This window comes from Mesorhizobium sp. WSM4829 (assembly GCF_055811475.1).
The window spans coordinates 35,831-53,258 of record NZ_JBVVQJ010000044.1; the positions used below are offsets into that span (position 1 = coordinate 35,831).

The 17,428-nt window shown below is 64.5% G+C and carries 17 protein-coding genes; 3 read left to right on the forward strand and 14 right to left on the reverse strand.

Going from position 1 to position 17,428, the window contains the following annotated elements; all coding sequences use genetic code 11:
- Together AC0L17_RS29445 and AC0L17_RS29450 are read right to left on the reverse strand one after the other, a co-directional pair.
- Complete coding sequence (locus AC0L17_RS29445; protein ID WP_473518350.1) at nt 1-1,338, reverse strand: NAD(P)/FAD-dependent oxidoreductase; 1,338 nt, start codon at nt 1,336-1,338, stop codon at nt 1-3.
- A gap of 48 nt (nt 1,339-1,386) precedes the next feature.
- Entirely contained in the window at nt 1,387-2,280 is an 894-nt protein-coding gene (locus tag AC0L17_RS29450; protein ID WP_473518351.1) for a dihydrodipicolinate synthase family protein, read from the reverse strand.
- Between the two features lie 68 nt (nt 2,281-2,348).
- Between AC0L17_RS29450 and AC0L17_RS29455 the strand changes: the two genes are divergently transcribed.
- Nucleotides 2,349-3,041 (forward strand): GntR family transcriptional regulator, encoded by a 693-nt coding sequence (locus AC0L17_RS29455; RefSeq protein WP_473518352.1) that lies wholly within the window; start codon nt 2,349-2,351, stop codon nt 3,039-3,041.
- Between the two features lie 67 nt (nt 3,042-3,108).
- On the opposite strand, the gene AC0L17_RS29460 is transcribed toward AC0L17_RS29455, so the two are convergent.
- From AC0L17_RS29460 to AC0L17_RS29470, 3 genes are all read right to left on the reverse strand, one after another.
- Nucleotides 3,109-3,423 (reverse strand): hypothetical protein, encoded by a 315-nt coding sequence (locus AC0L17_RS29460; protein WP_473518353.1) that lies wholly within the window; start codon nt 3,421-3,423, stop codon nt 3,109-3,111.
- A 286-nt stretch (nt 3,424-3,709) separates the two neighbouring features.
- Nucleotides 3,710-4,009 (reverse strand): hypothetical protein, encoded by a 300-nt coding sequence (locus AC0L17_RS29465; RefSeq protein ID WP_473513298.1) that lies wholly within the window; start codon nt 4,007-4,009, stop codon nt 3,710-3,712.
- 331 nt (nt 4,010-4,340) lie between these two features.
- Nucleotides 4,341-5,837, reverse strand: coding sequence for a CoA-acylating methylmalonate-semialdehyde dehydrogenase (locus tag AC0L17_RS29470; protein ID WP_091600217.1), 1,497 nt, complete (start codon nt 5,835-5,837; stop codon nt 4,341-4,343).
- Between the two features lie 377 nt (nt 5,838-6,214).
- Between AC0L17_RS29470 and AC0L17_RS29475 the strand changes: the two genes are divergently transcribed.
- Nucleotides 6,215-7,096: a LysR family transcriptional regulator gene (locus tag AC0L17_RS29475; RefSeq protein WP_473518354.1), complete on the forward strand. Its 882-nt coding sequence runs from the start codon at nt 6,215-6,217 to the stop codon at nt 7,094-7,096.
- A 68-nt stretch (nt 7,097-7,164) separates the two neighbouring features.
- On the opposite strand, the gene AC0L17_RS29480 is transcribed toward AC0L17_RS29475, so the two are convergent.
- From AC0L17_RS29480 to rsfS, 8 genes are all read right to left on the reverse strand, one after another.
- On the reverse strand, nt 7,165-8,448 hold the full coding sequence (locus AC0L17_RS29480) for a D-amino acid dehydrogenase (protein ID WP_473518355.1): 1,284 nt from the start codon (nt 8,446-8,448) through the stop codon (nt 7,165-7,167).
- Nucleotides 8,449-8,598: 150 nt separating this feature from the next.
- Nucleotides 8,599-9,750 carry an alanine racemase gene (gene alr, locus AC0L17_RS29485; protein ID WP_473518356.1) on the reverse strand — a complete coding sequence of 384 codons (1,152 nt, stop codon included), beginning with the start codon at nt 9,748-9,750 and terminating at the stop codon, nt 8,599-8,601.
- 86 nt (nt 9,751-9,836) lie between these two features.
- On the reverse strand, nt 9,837-10,358 hold the full coding sequence (locus tag AC0L17_RS29490) for an RNA pyrophosphohydrolase (RefSeq protein WP_473518357.1): 522 nt from the start codon (nt 10,356-10,358) through the stop codon (nt 9,837-9,839).
- A 2-nt stretch (nt 10,359-10,360) separates the two neighbouring features.
- Nucleotides 10,361-11,572 (reverse strand): divergent polysaccharide deacetylase family protein, encoded by a 1,212-nt coding sequence (locus tag AC0L17_RS29495; RefSeq protein ID WP_473518358.1) that lies wholly within the window; start codon nt 11,570-11,572, stop codon nt 10,361-10,363.
- 130 nt (nt 11,573-11,702) lie between these two features.
- The gene (locus AC0L17_RS29500; protein WP_473513284.1) at nt 11,703-13,028 is read right to left on the reverse strand and encodes a S41 family peptidase; all 1,326 of its coding nucleotides are present in this window, start codon (nt 13,026-13,028) and stop codon (nt 11,703-11,705) included.
- A 1-nt stretch (nt 13,029) separates the two neighbouring features.
- Entirely contained in the window at nt 13,030-14,451 is a 1,422-nt protein-coding gene (locus AC0L17_RS29505; protein WP_473518359.1) for a murein hydrolase activator EnvC family protein, read from the reverse strand.
- Nucleotides 14,452-14,597: 146 nt separating this feature from the next.
- Complete coding sequence (rlmH, locus tag AC0L17_RS29510) at nt 14,598-15,080, reverse strand: 23S rRNA (pseudouridine(1915)-N(3))-methyltransferase RlmH (RefSeq protein ID WP_473518360.1); 483 nt, start codon at nt 15,078-15,080, stop codon at nt 14,598-14,600.
- Between the two features lie 81 nt (nt 15,081-15,161).
- Nucleotides 15,162-15,539: a ribosome silencing factor gene (gene rsfS / locus AC0L17_RS29515; RefSeq protein WP_023800052.1), complete on the reverse strand. Its 378-nt coding sequence runs from the start codon at nt 15,537-15,539 to the stop codon at nt 15,162-15,164.
- A gap of 240 nt (nt 15,540-15,779) precedes the next feature.
- On the opposite strand from rsfS, the gene AC0L17_RS29520 reads away from it, so the two are divergent.
- A complete protein-coding gene (locus AC0L17_RS29520) occupies nt 15,780-16,634 on the forward strand; it encodes a mechanosensitive ion channel family protein (RefSeq protein ID WP_473518361.1) in 855 nt (284 codons plus the stop codon).
- Nucleotides 16,635-16,655: 21 nt separating this feature from the next.
- On the opposite strand, the gene AC0L17_RS29525 is transcribed toward AC0L17_RS29520, so the two are convergent.
- On the reverse strand, nt 16,656-17,428 hold a 773-nt coding region (locus AC0L17_RS29525; RefSeq protein WP_473518362.1), incomplete at its 5' end, for an MFS transporter.

The following is a 17,428-nucleotide window of genomic DNA, read 5'->3' on the forward strand; positions in this document are numbered from 1 at the left end:
TCAGAAGCGGTTCGGAGAAAACGGAAACAGATCAAACACCGGATTTTGGCCGAGAATGAGATCGCGGACCAGGCGTCCGGTGGCAGCCGCCTGGGTCAGGCCGAGATGGCCGTGGCCGAAGGCATAGACTATCGTGCCGGCCCGCCTGGCGCCACCGATCACCGGCAGCGAATCCGGCAGCGATGGCCGCAATCCCATCCATTCGCGGCCGCCGGCCGGGTCAAGCCCCGGCAGGAATTTCTGTGCCTTGTCGAGCAGCGCTTTCGAGCGGGCGTAGTTGGGCGGCCGCTCAATGCCGCCGAGCTCGACCGCGCCGCCGACGCGCACGCCGGTTTCAAGCGGCGTGACGACGAAGCCGTGGCCGGAGAAGATCAGTTGCCGCTTCACGTCGAAGGCGGTCTTCGGCAGCGTCGTGTTGTAGCCGCGCTCGGTCTCGAGCGGGATGCGGTCGCCGATATGTTTCGCCAGGAGATGCGACCAGGCGCCGGCGGCGATGACGAGGCATTTTGCCTGCCGCACCGTGCCATCGGCCAGCGTCAATGTCGCGCCGTCCTGTCCCGCCCCGACGTGGTCGATCCGAGCCTTTTCGAAACGCGCGCCCTTGGTTTCGGCATAAGCCCAGATCGCTTTGCCCAATAATTTCGGATCCGTAACGGTCTTCCATCCCGGCACGAAAGTGCCCTTGACGAACCGCGGCGACAGGCCCGGCTGCAAGGCGGCGAGCGCATCGCCCTCGACTTGGCTGAAGCCGATGCCGAAGCGTTGCCTCGCCGCCCAACCGGGCAGCGACGCCTTGTATTCGGCCTCGCTCTCGTAAAGTTCGAGCGAGCCGTCCTCGCGCAGCATGTTTTCGGTGCCTGAGCGCGCCATCAGCCCGGCCCATTCGGCCTCGGCGAGCCGCATCATCCCGGCCTGCGTCGCGAGGCTGGCCGCGTAGCGGTCGCTTCGTCCGGCGCGCCAGAAGCGGACAAGCCAGGGCAGCAGCTTCGGCAGGTAGGTGGGCGGGATGCTGAGCGGGCCGAGCGGATCGGCAAGCCATTTCGGCAGATGCCTGATCATGCCCTTGTGGGCCAGCGGCAGCACATCGGAAAAGGCCAGGGCGGCGGCATTGCCGGAACTCGTTTCCTCGCAGATCCCCGTCCGATCGAAGATCGTGACGTTTCGCCCCGCCTCGGCCAGATAGGTGGCGACACAGATGCCGATGATGCCGCCGCCGATAATGGCGATGTCCTCCCCTTCTCCCCGTTCACGAGGAGAAGGTTCCCGAAGGGCGGATGAGGGGCGGCGCCCCACCTTTGCCGACTTGGAAATTCCTTGCACGTGGGCGCTGCCCCTCATCCGGCTGCCGCCATCTTCGCCCCGTAAACGGGGAAAAGAGAGCCTGCCTCAAAACCTCGGGAGCTCCGGCCGCGCCGCCAGCGCATCCCTGGCGATCTTTTCGACCGTCTTGCGGCGCTCGCCCGACAGCGGCTGGCGCGGCATGCGCACGCGGTCGTTGGTGTTGATCGCCAGGACTTCGGCGAGCTTGATGTTCTGCACCAGATAGGTCGACACGTCGAGGTCGAGCAGTGGCCGGAACCAGCGGTAGATTGTCAGCGCCTCCTCGCGGCGGCCCTGCTTCATCAATTGGTAGATCGCGACCGTTTCGCGCGGGAACGCGGTGACCAGTCCCGCCACCCAGCCGATGGCGCCGACCGACAGCGCCTCGAACGCCAGATTGTCGACGCCGGTGAACAAATCGTAGCGGTCGCCGAAGCGGTTGATGATTTCGGTCGAGCGGCGGATGTCGTCGGAGGATTCCTTGATGGCGACGAAGCGCTTGTCCTTCGCCAATTCCTCCATCTGATCGACGGTGACGTCGACGCGGTAGGCAAGCCGGTTGGAATAGATCATCACCGGCAGGTCGCCGGCCTCGGCGACGGCACGCAGTGCCGCAACCGTCTCCTCCGCATTGGTGTGATAGATCGGGCTCGGGACCACCATCAGCCCGTTGGCGCCCTCCTTGGCGGCGCGGCGCGCGATCGCCGCCGCCTCGCGGGTGCCAGGTTCGTTGACAGTCAGCAGAACCGGCTTGCTGCCGGCGATCTTCTGCGCGGTCTTCAACACGTCGATCTTCTCGTCATGCGAGAGCATCGGCCCCTCGCCGAGCGAGCCGCAGACGATGATGCCGTCGCAGCCAGCCTCCATCTGCAGCGCAAAGCAGCGTTCCATCTCGGCATGGTCGAGGCGGTCGTCCTCAGTGAATTTGGTCGTGACGGCGGGGAAAACTCCTGTCCACATAGCGGCGCTCCATCTGATATATCAGTCGTATATTTATTAAGAAACGGGCTGTCAATACGGATTTCGCTATGATATATCAAAAATATATCAGGAGCTCGCCTTTGATATTCAATGAAACAAACCCGGCATTCGAGCCAGTGGCGGCGAAAGCCTACCGCGTGCTCGAGCACATGATCGTGACGCTCGAACTGGCGCCTGCAAGCTTCATCACCGAAGGCGCGCTGATCGACAGGCTGGGGCTCGGCCGCACGCCGGTGCGCGAGGCGATCCAGCGGCTGGCGTGGGAGGGACTGCTGGATGTCCGGCCGCGTGCCGGCATCGCCATTGCCCCGCTGCATCCCGGCGACTGGTTGCGCGTTCTCGATGCACGACGTGGCGTCGAGGTGGTTCTTGCCCGCTCGGCCGCCCGCTTCGTCACCCGCGAGGCCGCCGACCTGTTTCACGACGCGGCACTGGCCATGCAGAAGGCGGTGATATCGGGCAATGTGCTGGCCTTCATTCAGGCCGACAAGGCGCTCGACGAGGCGCTGGCGCTGGCGGCCGACAATCCCTTCGCCGCGCGGCTGGCGGCCCCGTTGCAGACCCACAGCCGCCGCTTCTGGTTCCGCTACAAGGCCGATACCGGGCTTGCCGAATCGGCCGAGCACCATGTCGCGCTGATCCGCTCGATCCTCGACGGCGACGAGGACGCCGCCGCCAAGGATGCCAAGCGCCTGATGGCGCTGCTGCGCGGCCATGCCGCGGCGGCTGCCACGCGCTAGAGATCGGCATCAAGCTTCGGCAGGCTCTTTGAGTTCCGCCCACAGGCGCTGAGCATCGCTCAATTCGTCATGCGTCCTGGTCGGTCGGGATTACCACGTTTTCCCAATGTTCGCCGGCCGCGACGATGCAGCTTCTGCCGGCGACATCGGTGACGATGATCGTCCAGCTTCCGCTGTCGGCGACATAGACTTCCATAATCGCCATCTGACCGATCAGCCCGAAAGCAAACTGTCTTTCCTGGAACTGCTCGCTCAGGTGGGCGACGAGATCGCGATGTTCAACGCAGTATTGATATTGGCCGCTTGCGGCGTTGGTACCCACCGCCAATGCGCCAGCAAGAATGAGGGTTTTCAACCCAACCAACAGCGATTTGCGCGCCATAGGGCATCTCCTTTGCCATCACGTCCGGCAAAGGAAGAGCCCTCATTTTGCCGGAACGATCCAGGCCGGTCCCGACGTCATCATCATCGCGTCGTTCCTTTCCGTGTTCCGGTCTGTCATCAGCGGGGACGAATCAAAATGTTCCCACTATGTTCCATATATGGTGTCGGCAACAAAAAAGCGCAAGCAGGCGCCCGCTGGGGCGCCTGTGGATCCGTTTCATGGTCGTCACCGAGCACCGCGGCCTGCGCGGCTATGCTAAGGCGACTGCCACCCGCTAGGCGGCTCAGGTCCCTGGCAACGCCGCTGTCTTCACCGCGCTCTCCCAGCCTTCACCCACCGAAACCACGCAGCTTTGACCGCGTGTGTCGCTGGCGAGGATGGTCCAGGTGCCCTGATCGGAAACGAAGACTTCAACAATCACATTCGGATTGACGACGCCGATCGCGGTTGGATTTTCCCGGAACTTCTCGCCGAGCGCCTTGATCATGTCGGCTCGTAGCGCGCATTGTTCGGCCGCTGTTGCCGGGGCCGCGGAAAACGCGGCGGCCGCCGCGCCAAGTAGCGACACCATGAGACGTGTCATCTCACACCTCCTTGCGCCGGCCGTAGCCCCCGAAGCTGTCGCCAGCGCCGTTGGTCGATCTGCCGGATCTCCTTTGCGGCAGGATTGCAAGTTAAGGCTTCTGCTGTCCGCCTGGTTCCATCACATTAGCGTTCAGGCATACACGCCGCCGCGACCGGTCAGCAAAAAGGCCCGGTTTCTGGCCGGGCCTTTTTCGTCTTCAATCATAAAATCTGGAGCTGTTTGTCGACTGGCTAATTCATCGTCGGGATGACGAACTCGGCCCCGTCCTTCACGCCTGCCCGCGCGCCCGCAGCCGAAGGCGAGCACGCGCAGACAAGCAACCGTCCGGCTAATTCATCGTCGGAATGACGAATTCGGCGCCGTCCTTCACGCCGGACGGCCAGCGCGAGGTCACCGTCTTGGTCTTGGTGTAGAACCGGAATGCGTCCGGTCCGTGCTGGTTGAGGTCACCGAAGGAAGACGCTTTCCAGCCGCCGAACGTATAGTAGGCGATCGGCACCGGGATCGGCACGTTGATACCGACCATGCCGACCTGGACCCTCGAGGCGAAATCGCGGGCGGCATCGCCGTCGCGGGTGAAGATGGCGACGCCGTTGCCCATTTCGTGATCGTTGGCGAGCTTGATCGCGTTCTCGTAGGTCGGCGCACGCACTACCGAGAGCACCGGCCCAAAAATCTCTTCCTTGTAGATGCGCATATCGGCGGTCACGTTATCGAACAGGCAGCCGCCCATATAGTAGCCGTTCTCATAGCCCTGCATGGAAAAGCCGCGCCCGTCGACGACCAGCTTGGCGCCTTCCCTGACGCCGATGTCGACATAGCCCTTGACCCGTTCCAGCGCCTGCGCCGTCACCAGCGGGCCGAAATCGGCGGACGAATCCGTCGATGGGCCGACCTTCAGGCTTTCGACGCGCGGCACCAGCTTTTCCATCAGCCGATTGGCGGTATCGTTGCCGACCGGGACAGCCACCGAGATCGCCATGCAGCGCTCGCCGGCCGAGCCGTAGCCGGCGCCGATCAGCGCGTCGACGGTCTGGTCCATGTCGGCGTCGGGCATGATGATCATGTGGTTCTTGGCGCCGCCGAAGCACTGCACGCGCTTGCCGGCCGCGCAGCCGCGCGAATAGATGTACTGGGCGATCGGCGTCGAGCCGACGAAGCCGATGGCCTTGATATCGGGATCATCGAGGATGGCGTCGACCGCCTCCTTGTCGCCGTTGACGACGTTGAGAATGCCCGCTGGCAGGCCGGCCTCGATGAACAGTTCGGCGATGCGCATCGGCACGCCCGGGTCGCGCTCCGAAGGCTTCAGAATGAAGGCGTTGCCGCAAGCGATAGCCGGCGCGATCTTCCACAACGGGATCATCGCCGGAAAATTGAACGGCGTGATGCCGGCAACGACGCCGAGCGGCTGGCGCATCGAATAGACGTCGATGCCGGGGCCGGCGCCGTCGGTGAACTCGCCCTTCATCATGTGCGGCGCGCCGATGCAGACCTCGACCACTTCCAGGCCGCGCTGGATGTCGCCCTTGGCGTCAGCGATGGTCTTGCCGTGCTCGCGCGCCAGAATGTCGGCCAGCGCATCATATTCCCGGGCGACCAATTCAAGGAATTTCATCAGGACGCGCACGCGCCGCTGCGGATTGGTCGCCGCCCAGCCGGGCTGCGCCGCCTTGGCGTTCTCCACGGCTGCGCGCAGCTCCGCCTGCGAAGCCAGCGCCACGGTGCCGCGCACCGTGCCGTCCATCGGCTGCATGACGTCCTGCTTGCGGCCGCTGGTCCCGGCGACACGCTTGCCGCCGATGAAATGACCGTAGTCGATCATAGTTTTCTCTCCCTGTATTTGTGATGCGGCATTGTCCGCCTTTGCGCCGCCGATGGCAACGCGAGCGAACACGCAACCGTTGTGCGGTAAATAGAGTACGAGCGACGCCTGTGCATCAATTGCCGCAAATGATAGGGATGCAGGTCCCTTAGCGGCAAGGATTGAGAAATTGAGTTCCTTCGCGCCCCCCTCTGGCCTGCCGGCCATCTCCCCCGCAAGGGGGGAGATCGGCAGCTTCAGCCTTACCGCCCTTTCTGCGACGTTGGTTGGCGAAAGCCAATGCGACATCCGATCTCCCCCCTGTCGGAGGAGATGTCCGGCAGGACAGAGGGGGGTGGGCGGGAACGCGGCACTTGCTATTGATGCGGACCCTCCTCATGAACTGGGATGACGTCCGCATCTTTCTGGCGGTGGCGCGTGCCGGCCAGATCCTCGGCGCGGCCAAGCGGCTGGAGCTGAACCACGCCACAGTATCGCGCCGCGTCGCCGCGCTCGAGGATGCGCTGCGCACAAAACTCTTTCGCCGGCTGACCACCGGCAGCGAGCTGACGCCGGCGGGCGAGCGTTTCCTCGACATCGCCGAGCGCATGGAAGGCGACATGATTGCCGCCCGCGCGACCGTCGCGGGCGAAGGTGACGACGTCTCCGGCACCGTGCGCATCGGCGCGCCTGATGGTTTCGGCGTCGCCTTCCTGGCCAAACGCCTCGGCGCGCTGACGACGCTTCACCGTGAACTTACCATCCAGCTGGTGCCGGTGCCGCGTTCCTTCTCGTTGTCCAGGCGCGAAGCCGACATCGCCATCACCGTGGAGCGACCGACGGAAGGCAGGCTGGTGGCGGGAAAGCTGGTGGATTACACGCTCGGCCTGTTCGCGTCCCGCGCCTATGCCGACGCGCATGGCCTGCCGCTGACGCCGGCCGAGCTTGGCCGGCACACGCTGATCGGCTATGTGCCGGACCTCATCGTCAGCCCCTCGCTCGTCTATGCGGCCGAGTTCAGTGCAGACTGGCGCACGAGCTTCGCCATCTCCTCGGCGCTCGGCCAGGCCGAAGCGGTGCGCTCCGGCGCCGGCATCGGCATCCTGCACACTTTTGTCGCCCGCTCGATGCCGGAACTGGTGGCCGTCGACATCGTCGCGCCCATTCGCCGCGCCTACTGGCTGGTCTATCACGAATCAGTCAGGCCGCTGCGCCGCGTCCAGATCGTCGCGAGCTTCATCACCAGGGCGGTGGAACGGGAGCGGAGCCTGTTCGTCTGACGATATTTTCTCTGACGCGGCGAGGTGTGCTGGAGACTGATGCCGAGTCACGCGGCAAGTTCCTCCGCTCAAATGCGTGAAGAATCCTTCCGATCCCACCGCTGGTATCGCTCCGGTCCGAGATCGCGGACATCGATGTCCGGCACCCGGCTGGAAATGATGTCGGCCAGGACCTTGGCCGAGCCGCAGGCCATGGTCCAGCCGAGCGTGCCGTGGCCGGTGTTGAGATAGAGGTTGGAAAACTCGGTGCGGCCGATCAGCGGCGGCCCGTCCGGTGTCATCGGCCGCAACCCGCACCAGAAGGTCGCCGACCGCATGTCGCCGCTGCCTGGAAAAAGGTCGCCGAGCGAATGTTCGAGCGTGCGCCGCCGCGATTCATGCAGCGTCAGGTCGAAGCCGGAAATCTCCGCGGTGCCACCGACCCGGATGCGATCGCCGAGCCTGGTGATCGCCACCTTGTAGGTCTCGTCCATCACCGTCGACACCGGTGCTGCGGCAGCATCCTTGATCGGCACGGTGATAGAATAACCTTTGACCGGATAGACCGGGATAGGTCGTTTCAGATAGCGCATGAACTTGGCCGAATAGCTGCCCATCGCCATCACATAGGCGTCGGCGGCCTTCCATCCCTTGCTCGTATTGATGTTGGCGATCTGGTTGCGCTTGCGCACGATGCGCCTGATCGACGTGTCGTATTCGAAGGTGACGCCGCGCGCTGCGCAGAGTTCGGCCAGACGGTCAGTGAACATCTTGCAGTCACCGGTCTCGTCGCCCGGCAGCCGCAGGCCGCCGACGAACTTTTCACGGATCCCTGCCAAGCCCGGCTCGGCCGCGATGCAGCCGTCGGGATCAAGGATCTCGTAGGGAACGCCATATGTCTTCAGCACCTCGACATCGCCGGCTGTGCCATCGAGCTGCTGTTGCGTGCGAAAAAGCTGCAGCGTTCCCTTGCTGCGCTCGTCATAGGCGATGCCGGTCGCCTCGCGCAGCACTTTCAGCGTGTCGCGGCTGTATTCGGCCAAAGGCACCATGCGCGCCTTGTTGACTGCATAGCGCTCGGCCGTGCAGTTGCGCAGCATCCTGACCAGCCATACCCACATACGTGGATCGAGAGTCGGCCGCACCACCAGAGGCCCATGTTTCATCAGCAGCCATTTGATCGCCTTCAGCGGGACGCCGGGACCGGCCCAGGGCGAGGCGTAGCCTGGCGAGATCTCGCCGGCATTGGCAAAGCTGGTTTCCAGCGCCGGGCCCTTCTGGCGGTCGATCACCGTCACTTCATGGCCGGCCTCGGCCAGGTAATAAGCAGTGGTGACCCCGATGACGCCGCCGCCCAGCACGAAGATCTTCATCGCATAGCTCTCCAGAACGATGTCTTGTCAGCGGGCGCATCGTGGCTTTCTGTCTGCCGGATTTTACCGCGTCCGCCAAGTGCCCAAGCATGTCGCCCAAAAGTGGGCAGGAGGTTTTGGGACGACGACACATGCCTAAAAAAGCGCGCGCTATCCATTCACATAGCGCCGGTGAAAGCGGTGTCCGAGGCTGGTCAGGATTTCATAGCCGATGGTGCCGGCATGGCCGGCCGCCTGATCGACCGTCTGCGACGGGCCGATCAGTTCGACGAGGTCGCCCGCCTTCAGCCTGCCGGGCGGCAGGGCCGAAATGTCGAGGACGATCGAATCCATCGACACACGGCCCAGGAACGGCAAGCGCACATTTTCGAACCAGGCGGCCGACGCCGCACGTCGATGCCAGCCGTCGGCATAGCCAAGTGAGATCGTTGCGGCGATCAGCGAATCGGTGACGTGAAAAATATGGCCATAGCCGACGCCGGCTCCCCTCTCGAGGCTGCGCGTCTGGATGATTTTTGCTTGAAGCCGCACCACTGGCAGCATCGGATTTTCCACCGCTGGCGTCGGATTGATGCCGTAGAGCGCCGCACCGGGCCGGGCGAGGTCGTAGTGAAAGGACTGCCCAAGAAAGATGCCGGAGGAATTGGCGAGCGAGGCCGGCGCCTTTGGCAGCACCTTGCGCAACCGCTCGAATTCCAGCCGCTGCTGCTCGTTGGCCGGATGTTCGGGCTCGTCGGCGCGCGCGAGATGGCTCATCACCAAGGTGACGTCGATACCGTCGAAAGCCTGCGGGTCGGCAGCGACGGCGTCCACCTCGGCTGCCGCCATGCCGAGCCGCGACATGCCGCTGTCGACCTGGATTGCAGCCCTGAGCTTGCGGCCAGCCCGCTGCGCCGCCACGCGCCAGGCGGCGAGCTGGCCGGCGCTGTTGATGACCGCGCCCAGTCCCGCTGCGACGGCTTCGCTTTCGGCGCCCGGCTGAATGCCGTTCAGCACATGGATCGCCGCCCGTGCGCCGAGCGCCTGGCGCAGCAAGGCACCCTCGGCCAGATGCGCGACAAAAAAAACAGCGCAGCCTTCGGCCGCCAGCGCCGCGGCCACCTGCGGCCCGCCGAGCCCGTAGCCGTCGGCCTTGACGACACCGGCGCAGCCGACACCGCCCAACCGCGCCTTGAGCCGCCGGTAATTTTCGCGGATGGCGCTGAGATCGACGGTCAATATGGCGCCGGCCGCCGCTTCGCTGATCGGCGCGGCTTTGACGGCGGCCCTTTCAGAAAGAGATTTTTTGGAAGTGCCGTTCATGCCAATCCCGTCTGCGGATCGGCCATCAATAAGGCCACCGCGCCGACGCGGCAACCGTGGTTGGCGCGAGCGCGGCTTGCGCCAAGCTACGCAACCAGATGCCGGAATGCCGAAACCACATCCTCATAGACCTGACGCTTGAACGGAACGATCAGGTCGGGCAATTCCTCCATTGGCCGCCAAGCCCATCTGTCGAACTCGGCGGTGTGGCCGCCCGGCGGCGGATTGATCTCAATCTCGCTCAAATCGCCGTGAAAGCGGAAGGCGAACCATTTTTGCGTCTGGCCACGATACTTTCCCTTGAAGGCGACGCCGACCAGATGGGCCGGCAGGTCGTAAAATATCCAGTTCGGCGCCTCATCCAGCAACGAGACGCTGCGCATGCCGGTTTCTTCGTAGAGTTCCCGCTGTGCCGCCTGCAGCGGCTCTTCGCCCTTGTCGATGCCGCCCTGCGGCATCTGCCAGAGCTGCGTCGTGCCGGCGAATTCGCTGTCCGGCTCGGCAATGCGATGCCCGACCCAGACCAGCCCGTCTCCGTTGAGGACCATCGCTCCGACGCAGCGACGATAGGGCAGCGTCTCGGGGTCGACCGGTTTTTTCTTCGCCATGCTCAACCTTTTTCCGGATCCACCGCCACTGCCGAAATCGGCACGATCTCGATGCCGCGCTTCTTGGCCTCGATCACCCAGGACGACACGGTGTCGACCGTCAGGTCGAAGGCCGAGCCGATGCCGACGGCAAAGCCTTTCGCCCGCGCGGTTGCTTCCAGTTCGTCCAGCTTCTTCAATATGGCGCCGCGGTCGCGCACGGCGTCGATCGACGTGTCGCCGGCGGCGAACGGCACACCGTTCTTCAACGCCAGTTCGGGCGCCAGGCTGCGTGCCGACGAACCGTCGTCGACATAGGCCAGGCCGCGCCTGCCAAGCTCGGCCATCAGTGGCCCCATCGCCGCCGCATCGGCCGAAAAACGAGCGCCCATATAGTTCATGACGCCGGTGTAATTAGTCGTCCGCGACAGCGCCCAGCGCAAATTCTCCAAATTCTCGTCGGGTGTCGCCACGACCGTCAGCGTGTTGCGGCCGGGATTGACATTCGGATAATCGAACGGTTCGAGCGGCACCTGCATGACGATCTCATGGCCGCTCTGCCGCGCCGCCTGCATCCAGCGGCCGATGCTGTTGCCCTGCGGCGCGAAGCCCAGCGTCACTTCGGCCGGCAGCTTGGCGATGGCAGCCTGCGTGCCGGTCTGTGACACGGCAAGCCCGCCGATGACGATCGCCACGCGCGCACCGCGCGCGCCGGACCATGGTCGCGCATAGACATCGAACGGCCGCCTGCCGTCGCCAGCACGAACCGGCAATGGACCGGTTTCGCCAGACTCGACCAGTGCCCTGTCGGGAATATGCGCGATCCTCAGGTTCTGGCCGGTCGTCGAAGGGTCGTGGATGACGATGGCCCCGGGCGGACCGTCGCCCGCTTCGGTCTGCATGTGGATGATCTGCGGCCCGCCCGTCTTGGATCCGCTTGTCTTGGACCCGCCCGTCTTGGGTATGCTCGCCTTGGACGCTGCTTCGGCCTTCGGCGCCGGTTCAGTGACCGGCGCTGCGGGTTCGACCACGGCTGTCGCCTTCGGCGTCGAAACGGCGACTTCTTCCGGCTTTCGAAACGGCCTTTCACGCAGCGCAATCGCCCCGGAGACGCCGATCACGGCCAGCACCACGACAGTGGCCGCGACCACGCCAGCGCTGATCCTGCGGGCCGCGCGCGGCGGCCGGACGGCCTGCCCGAGTGGGCGTTCGATGTCACTACCGATGTCAGCCAAGCCGCATCCCCAGCCGCGGTCCCCGAATCAAACTGCCGAGGCCTTGCGGCCCCGGCAGCATTACATCGCTTCGATCAGGCAGCCAGACCTGTTGTCCGGCTGATCGACTTTTACTGGTTCAGCACGGCCCCTACTGGTTCAGCACAGCCTTGTCCGGATTCGGCGGGAACGCCGGATCGGTCTTCTCGCCGCGCAGCAACTGCTGGGCGAAGATGAGCTGCAGATCGTCCTTCGGCTCCGGCGGCACGTAGGCTGCCGAGCCTGAACCGGCATCGCCCTCCTCGCTGCCCTTGATGTGGCCCTTGAGGTCCGACTCGCCGCGCGTCAGGTCCCTGCCCTGCAGGTCCGGCGGCAACGGCTGGTCGACCTTGATGTCGGGCGTGATGCCCTTGCCTTGGATCGACTTGCCGGACGGCGTGTAATAGAGCGCCGTCGTCAGGCGCAGCGCGCCGTTTTCGCCGAGCGGGACGATGGTCTGCACCGAACCCTTGCCGAACGACTGCGTGCCGACGACCGTGGCACGGCGCAAATCCTGCAGCGCGCCGGCGACGATTTCGGACGCACTGGCCGAGCCGCCATTGACGAGCACGACCAGCGGCTTGCCGTCGATATCATCGCCCGGCCGCGCGTCGAAGCGGGTGACGTCCTTCGGATCGCGGCCGCGCGTCGAGACGATCTCGCCACGGTTGAGGAAGGCGTCGGACACGCTCACCGCCTGATCGAGCAGCCCGCCCGGATTGAGGCGCAGATCGAGCACGTAGCCCTTGAGCTTCTCCTTCGGCACCTGCTTCTCGATGGTATCGATGGCGCTCTCGAGATCATCATGGGTCTTTTCGGTGAAGGAGGTGATCTTGATGTAGCCGATGTCGTTCTCGACCCGGAACTTGACCGCCTTGACCTTGATGATGTCGCGCACCACCGTCAGTTCGATCGGCTTGTCGGCGCCCTGACGCAGGATGGTGAGCTTGATCGGCGTGTTGACCAGCCCGCGCATCTTCTCGACCGCATCGTTGAGGCTCAGGCCGCGAACCTCCTCGCCGTCGATCTTGGCAATATAGTCGCCGGCAAGCACGCCCGCCTTGGCAGCCGGCGTATCGTCGATCGGCGTGATCACCTTGACCAGGTCGTTCTCCATGGTGACCTCGATGCCGAGGCCGCCGAACTCGCCCTTGGTCTGCACGCGCATGTCCTGCGCCTCTTCGGCGTTCATATAGGAGGAGTGCGGGTCGAGCGAGGTAAGCATGCCGTTGATGGCGTTTTCGACCAGCGACTTGTCGTCGGGCGGCGTCACATATTGCGCCCGCACCCGCTCGAAAATATCACCGAAGATCGCCAGTTGCTTATAGGTCTCGGAGCCCGCAGCGTTCGCCGTCGAGCCGGGCGCGCCATAGACCAGGCTCATCGCTGATGCGCCCATCAGCGCACCGGCAAACAGAAGCGACAGTTTCCGCATCATCTCACGTCCTTCCAGACAAACGGTCCGCCCACCATGGGGTCGGATCGACGGGTTTTCCATCCTTGCGGAACTCAACATAGAGTTCCGGCGTGGCATTTCCATTCTTCGATGCCGAGGTGCTCGCCACCCGGGCCTCTCCCATCGCGCCGACCGGCTCTCCTGCGAGCACCGACTGGCCAGACGCGACGCTGATTCTGCTCATCCCCGCGAGAACGACATGATAGCCGTCACCTGCGTTCAGGATCAAGAGTTGACCATAAGAGCGAAAAGGTCCCGCATAAAGTACATTTCCGTCCGCCGGCGCGGTAACGATGGCTCCCGATTGTGTCGCAACCATGTCACCGAGCATCACTGCGCCGTTACCGTCGCTGGCCCCGAACCGTCGCTTGATCTTGCCGGTGACCGGCAACGCGATCTGCCCCTGAAGCGCCGAAAACGGCGCCGCGGCGGTGAGCCGGTTGGCTTCCGGCACCGGCAGGGCCGCCAGTTCCGTCTGTTCCGGGGCCTTCTGTGCCGGAGCCGTCTGCGCCGGAGCCCTCTGCGCCGGGGCCTTGTCGGCGCCCGCTGCCTTCTGCTCCGCGGCTTCCTGCTCCGCGGCTTTCTGCTCGGCTGCCTTCTGCTCGGCTGCCTTCGCCGCGTCCGCAGCCTTGCGGGCCTTGTCGGCCTCGAGCGAGGCGATCAGTTCCTTCAGGCTGCCGGCCTTGGCCGCCAGTGCCGCGGATCGCTGCTTTTCCGCCGCCAGTGCCGTTTGCGTCTCGGCTTCGAGCTTCTGCTTGGCTTCGAGCAGCATGCCGAGCCGCTTCTTTTCCGCCGTCTGCTCGGCGACTGCCGCCGTCAGCCGCGCTCGCTCCGCCTCGATCGAGGCCGTCACCCGTGACTGCTCCTTGAGTTCCGCCAGCAATATCTCGGTCTGCTGGCGCAGTTCCGGCACAACGGCGCCGAGCAGAATGGCGCTGCGCACCGACGACAGCGCGTCCTCCGGCTTGACCAGGATGGCCGGCGGCGGATTGAGCCCCATGCGCTGCAGCGCGGCCAGCACCTCGGCCAGAACGTCGCGTCTGGCAGCCAGTGAGGCACGGATTTTCTGCTCGTCGCCCTTCAGCCCTTCCAGCTTGGCACCGATGTCCTCGATGTCCTGGCCGAGCTTCTGCTCGGTCATCGCCGACTGGATCAGCGCCGCGGTGATCGAGGCATGGTCCTTCTTGACCGTCGCCATGTCGGCGGCGAGCTTGGCCAGCCGCTCCGACGACAGTGTGATCTCCTGCGATATCCGTTCGTATTCGGCGCGGCTCTGGTCCGGGTCGGGCGCCATGTCGAGCCTGCTCTGCGCCCGCGCGGCACCGAGCGACAGCATAAGCACCGCCGCTGCCAAGCCGCAGCCTGCGCGCCAAAAGCCCGTTCGCGATTTCCAACCTTCAGCCATTGAAGCCCGACTCTATGCGTGGCTTCGTTAATGAACAATCAACCATGTTCGAGAGCTCGCCGACCGAAAACAGCCTCGTGACGCATTGAGGCGAAAATCCGGGCGGCTCACGCCAATCCACCGGTTTCGGTCGAATCTGCAACGGCTCACGAGCGATGATAGGGATGGCCGGACAGGATTGTGGCCGCCCGGTAAAGCTGCTCGCCCAACATGACACGGACCAGTTGGTGCGGCCATGTCGGCGCGCCGAACGACACCATCAGGTCGGCCTGATCGCGCAGCGACTGGTCGTGACCGTCGGCGCCGCCGATGGCGATGACCAGCGCCTTGCGGCCGCTATCACGCAGCAGCCCGATGCGCCCGGCGAAATCCTCGGAGGAAAAACTCTTGCCGCGTTCGTCGAGCAGCATCAGCGCGGCACCAGGCTGCAACTGCGCCTGCAGTTTGTGGCCCTCTTCGCGGCGACGCTCGTTGGCGGTCTGGGCGCGGCCCTCCGGGATCTCGACGACCCCTGAGAATTCGAGGCCCACGGCCTGCCCGCTCCTGGCGAAGCGCTCGAAATACCGGTCGGCGAGCAGCTTCTCGGGGCCGACTTTCATCCGGCCCACGGCATGAACGGTGATTTTCATCCCTGCCTCGAAGAGCCGCTAATGCATGTCACCAAAAGTGGTCACCGGTTTTGGTAAACGACATGCATCAACCAATATGGCTCAGTGGAGGGTCTCTTCCTCGAGGTCCGGCGCCTGCCACATCTTTTCGAGATTGTAGAAGTCGCGGACTTCGGGGCGGAAGACATGGACGATGATGTCGCCCGAATCGATCAGGACCCAGTCGGCGCCGGCCAGTCCCTCGACGCGCGCCGTGCCGAGCCCGGCATCCTTGAGCGCCTTGAGGAGATGATCGGCGACAGCCGAGACATGACGGTGCGATCGGCCGGACGCGATGACCATATAGTCACCGAGGCTCGATTTTCCCTGAATGTCGATTGAGACGATGTTTTCGGCCTTGGAGTCTTCCAGACTGGCAAGGACTGTCTTGATGGCGCGGGACACGGCGTCGTTTACGCTGATCCCGGCCGGCGAAGGCACGATGTCGGCCTTCTTCCAAAGTGCTGTTCTCAGTGTATTTCCTTTCGCAGCAAGAACAACCAAATCACCCTTCAAAGCAGGTGACACCCCTTAGATAGGCAGAGTTGCGTTGCAGTTTCAAGACGGCAGCCCTACCGTAGCCAACGAAGAACCGTTCTTCCGGTTCCGCAGTTGAAGAAAAATCGGAACTCTTGCCGCCCGGCGAGGGTTACCGGCGCATTGACCAATCGGATCCCCCTCATGCCTGTCGACCCTCAGAACGCTCTCCTCACCGTGCAGTCCGGCCTTGCGCAGCTCAGCGCGCTGATCGTCTCGTACTCGTTCTCGGCCATTGGCGCCGTCATCCTGCTGGTCCTCGGCTATATCGTCGCCGGCCTTGCCCAGCGCTCGATCTACGCCGGCCTCGGCCATATCCATGGCTTCGACACGACGCTGCGCCACTTCTTCTCGCGGATCGTCCGCTACGCCATACTGATCCTCGTCGTCGTCATGGTGCTCGGCCAATTCGGCGTCCAGACGACCTCGATCATTGCCGCCATTGGCGCCATCGGCCTGGCCATCGGCCTGGCGCTGCAGGGCACGCTGCAGAACATTGCCGCCGGCATCATGCTGCTGGCGCTGCGACCATTCCGCATCGGCGAATATGTCGAGGTCGGGGTCATTTCCGGGACCATCGAGGAAATCGGGCTGTTCGCCACCACGCTGCGAACGGTCGAAGGCGTTTACGTGCTCGCTCCCAATTCGACGCTGTGGAACCAGCCCGTCCGCAATTTTACACGCAACGGCGTCCGCCGCGCCGATATCACCCTGACCATCGGCTCGTGGGACGATATCGATCTCGCTCAAAAGACCATGCTGGGCGTCGCCGCCACCGAGCGACGCGTCAGGCGGGAGCCGGCGCCGATTGCCTTTGTGGCGACCGTCGGCGACAGCAACGTCGCCATAACCTTGCGCTACTGGACCTCGGCTGCCGATTTCTTCGCGACCCAGATCGATCTCACCAAACGCGCCAAGCAGGCCTTCGACAGCGAAGGCATTTCTATACCCGCGCCACCACCGGAAGCACCGCGGCAGGAAGCCGTCACCAGACAGTGAGACGATCGATTCCCGGCATAGCTATTTATCCGCGCGGCGCTGCTCTTCGGACGGAAAGGCAAGATCGACGGGCAGCGGTGCCTGCGCGCTCATCGGCGCGAAATTGCCGGTCTCGGCGGCGGGAACAGGCGACATCGCCACGACGCGCCACAGCACGAACAGGCAAAAAACGGTGGCAATGACGATGGCCACATGGATGAAGGCCTGGGTTCCGTAGACGGCGGAAAGCCCGGTCACGATGCCGGGCACGATGAAGCCGGACAGCGACCACGCGAACAGCAGTGAACTGGACAGCGCCACCATGTCGTCCTTGCCGGCGCGGTCGGCGGCATGTGCGCTGGCCAGCGAATAGATCGATTCCGACGCGCCGGCCCAGACCACATAGATGACGACCAGCGCCGCCAGCGCACCACCATCGAAGCCCAGCGCGAACAGGCCCGCCACCATGGCAAGCGCCGAAGCGGCGACCAGCACAAAGCGCCGGTCGGTGCGGTCGGAAATCCAGCCGAGCGGGATCTGCAGGATCAATGTGCCGATCGGCATCGCCGACAGCAGCAGTGCCACATCGGCCTGGCTGTAGCCCTTGGCCGTGGCGTGGATCGGCGCAAAGCCTGAAATCGTCATCGACAGGCCGCCGACGGCAAGCATGCCGGCGACGCCGACCGGCGAAATCCGCCAGGCCCGGCCAAGCGCCACCGACGCCCCCCGGCGCGGGGGGGGGGGGGGGGGGCGCCGGCGGCCCCCCGGGGGGGGGGGGGCGCGGGGGGGGGGGGCGGGGGGGCGGGGGGGGGGGG

Excerpts from the sequence above, each read along its gene's own strand:
- AC0L17_RS29445 (WP_473518350.1), bottom strand. The coding sequence starts at position 1,338 with ATGAGGGGCAGCGCCCACGTGCAAGGAATTTCCAAGTCGGCAAAGGTG.
- AC0L17_RS29450 (WP_473518351.1), bottom strand. The coding sequence starts at position 2,280 with ATGTGGACAGGAGTTTTCCCCGCCGTCACGACCAAATTCACTGAGGAC.
- AC0L17_RS29455 (WP_473518352.1), top strand. The coding sequence starts at position 2,349 with ATGATATATCAAAAATATATCAGGAGCTCGCCTTTGATATTCAATGAA.
- AC0L17_RS29460 (WP_473518353.1), bottom strand. The coding sequence starts at position 3,423 with ATGGCGCGCAAATCGCTGTTGGTTGGGTTGAAAACCCTCATTCTTGCT.
- AC0L17_RS29465 (WP_473513298.1), bottom strand. The coding sequence starts at position 4,009 with ATGACACGTCTCATGGTGTCGCTACTTGGCGCGGCGGCCGCCGCGTTT.
- AC0L17_RS29470 (WP_091600217.1), bottom strand. The coding sequence starts at position 5,837 with ATGATCGACTACGGTCATTTCATCGGCGGCAAGCGTGTCGCCGGGACC.
- AC0L17_RS29475 (WP_473518354.1), top strand. The coding sequence starts at position 6,215 with ATGAACTGGGATGACGTCCGCATCTTTCTGGCGGTGGCGCGTGCCGGC.
- AC0L17_RS29480 (WP_473518355.1), bottom strand. The coding sequence starts at position 8,448 with ATGAAGATCTTCGTGCTGGGCGGCGGCGTCATCGGGGTCACCACTGCT.
- alr (WP_473518356.1), bottom strand. The coding sequence starts at position 9,750 with ATGAACGGCACTTCCAAAAAATCTCTTTCTGAAAGGGCCGCCGTCAAA.
- AC0L17_RS29490 (WP_473518357.1), bottom strand. The coding sequence starts at position 10,358 with ATGGCGAAGAAAAAACCGGTCGACCCCGAGACGCTGCCCTATCGTCGC.
- AC0L17_RS29500 (WP_473513284.1), bottom strand. The coding sequence starts at position 13,028 with ATGATGCGGAAACTGTCGCTTCTGTTTGCCGGTGCGCTGATGGGCGCA.
- AC0L17_RS29505 (WP_473518359.1), bottom strand. The coding sequence starts at position 14,451 with ATGGCTGAAGGTTGGAAATCGCGAACGGGCTTTTGGCGCGCAGGCTGC.
- rlmH (WP_473518360.1), bottom strand. The coding sequence starts at position 15,080 with ATGAAAATCACCGTTCATGCCGTGGGCCGGATGAAAGTCGGCCCCGAG.
- AC0L17_RS29520 (WP_473518361.1), top strand. The coding sequence starts at position 15,780 with ATGCCTGTCGACCCTCAGAACGCTCTCCTCACCGTGCAGTCCGGCCTT.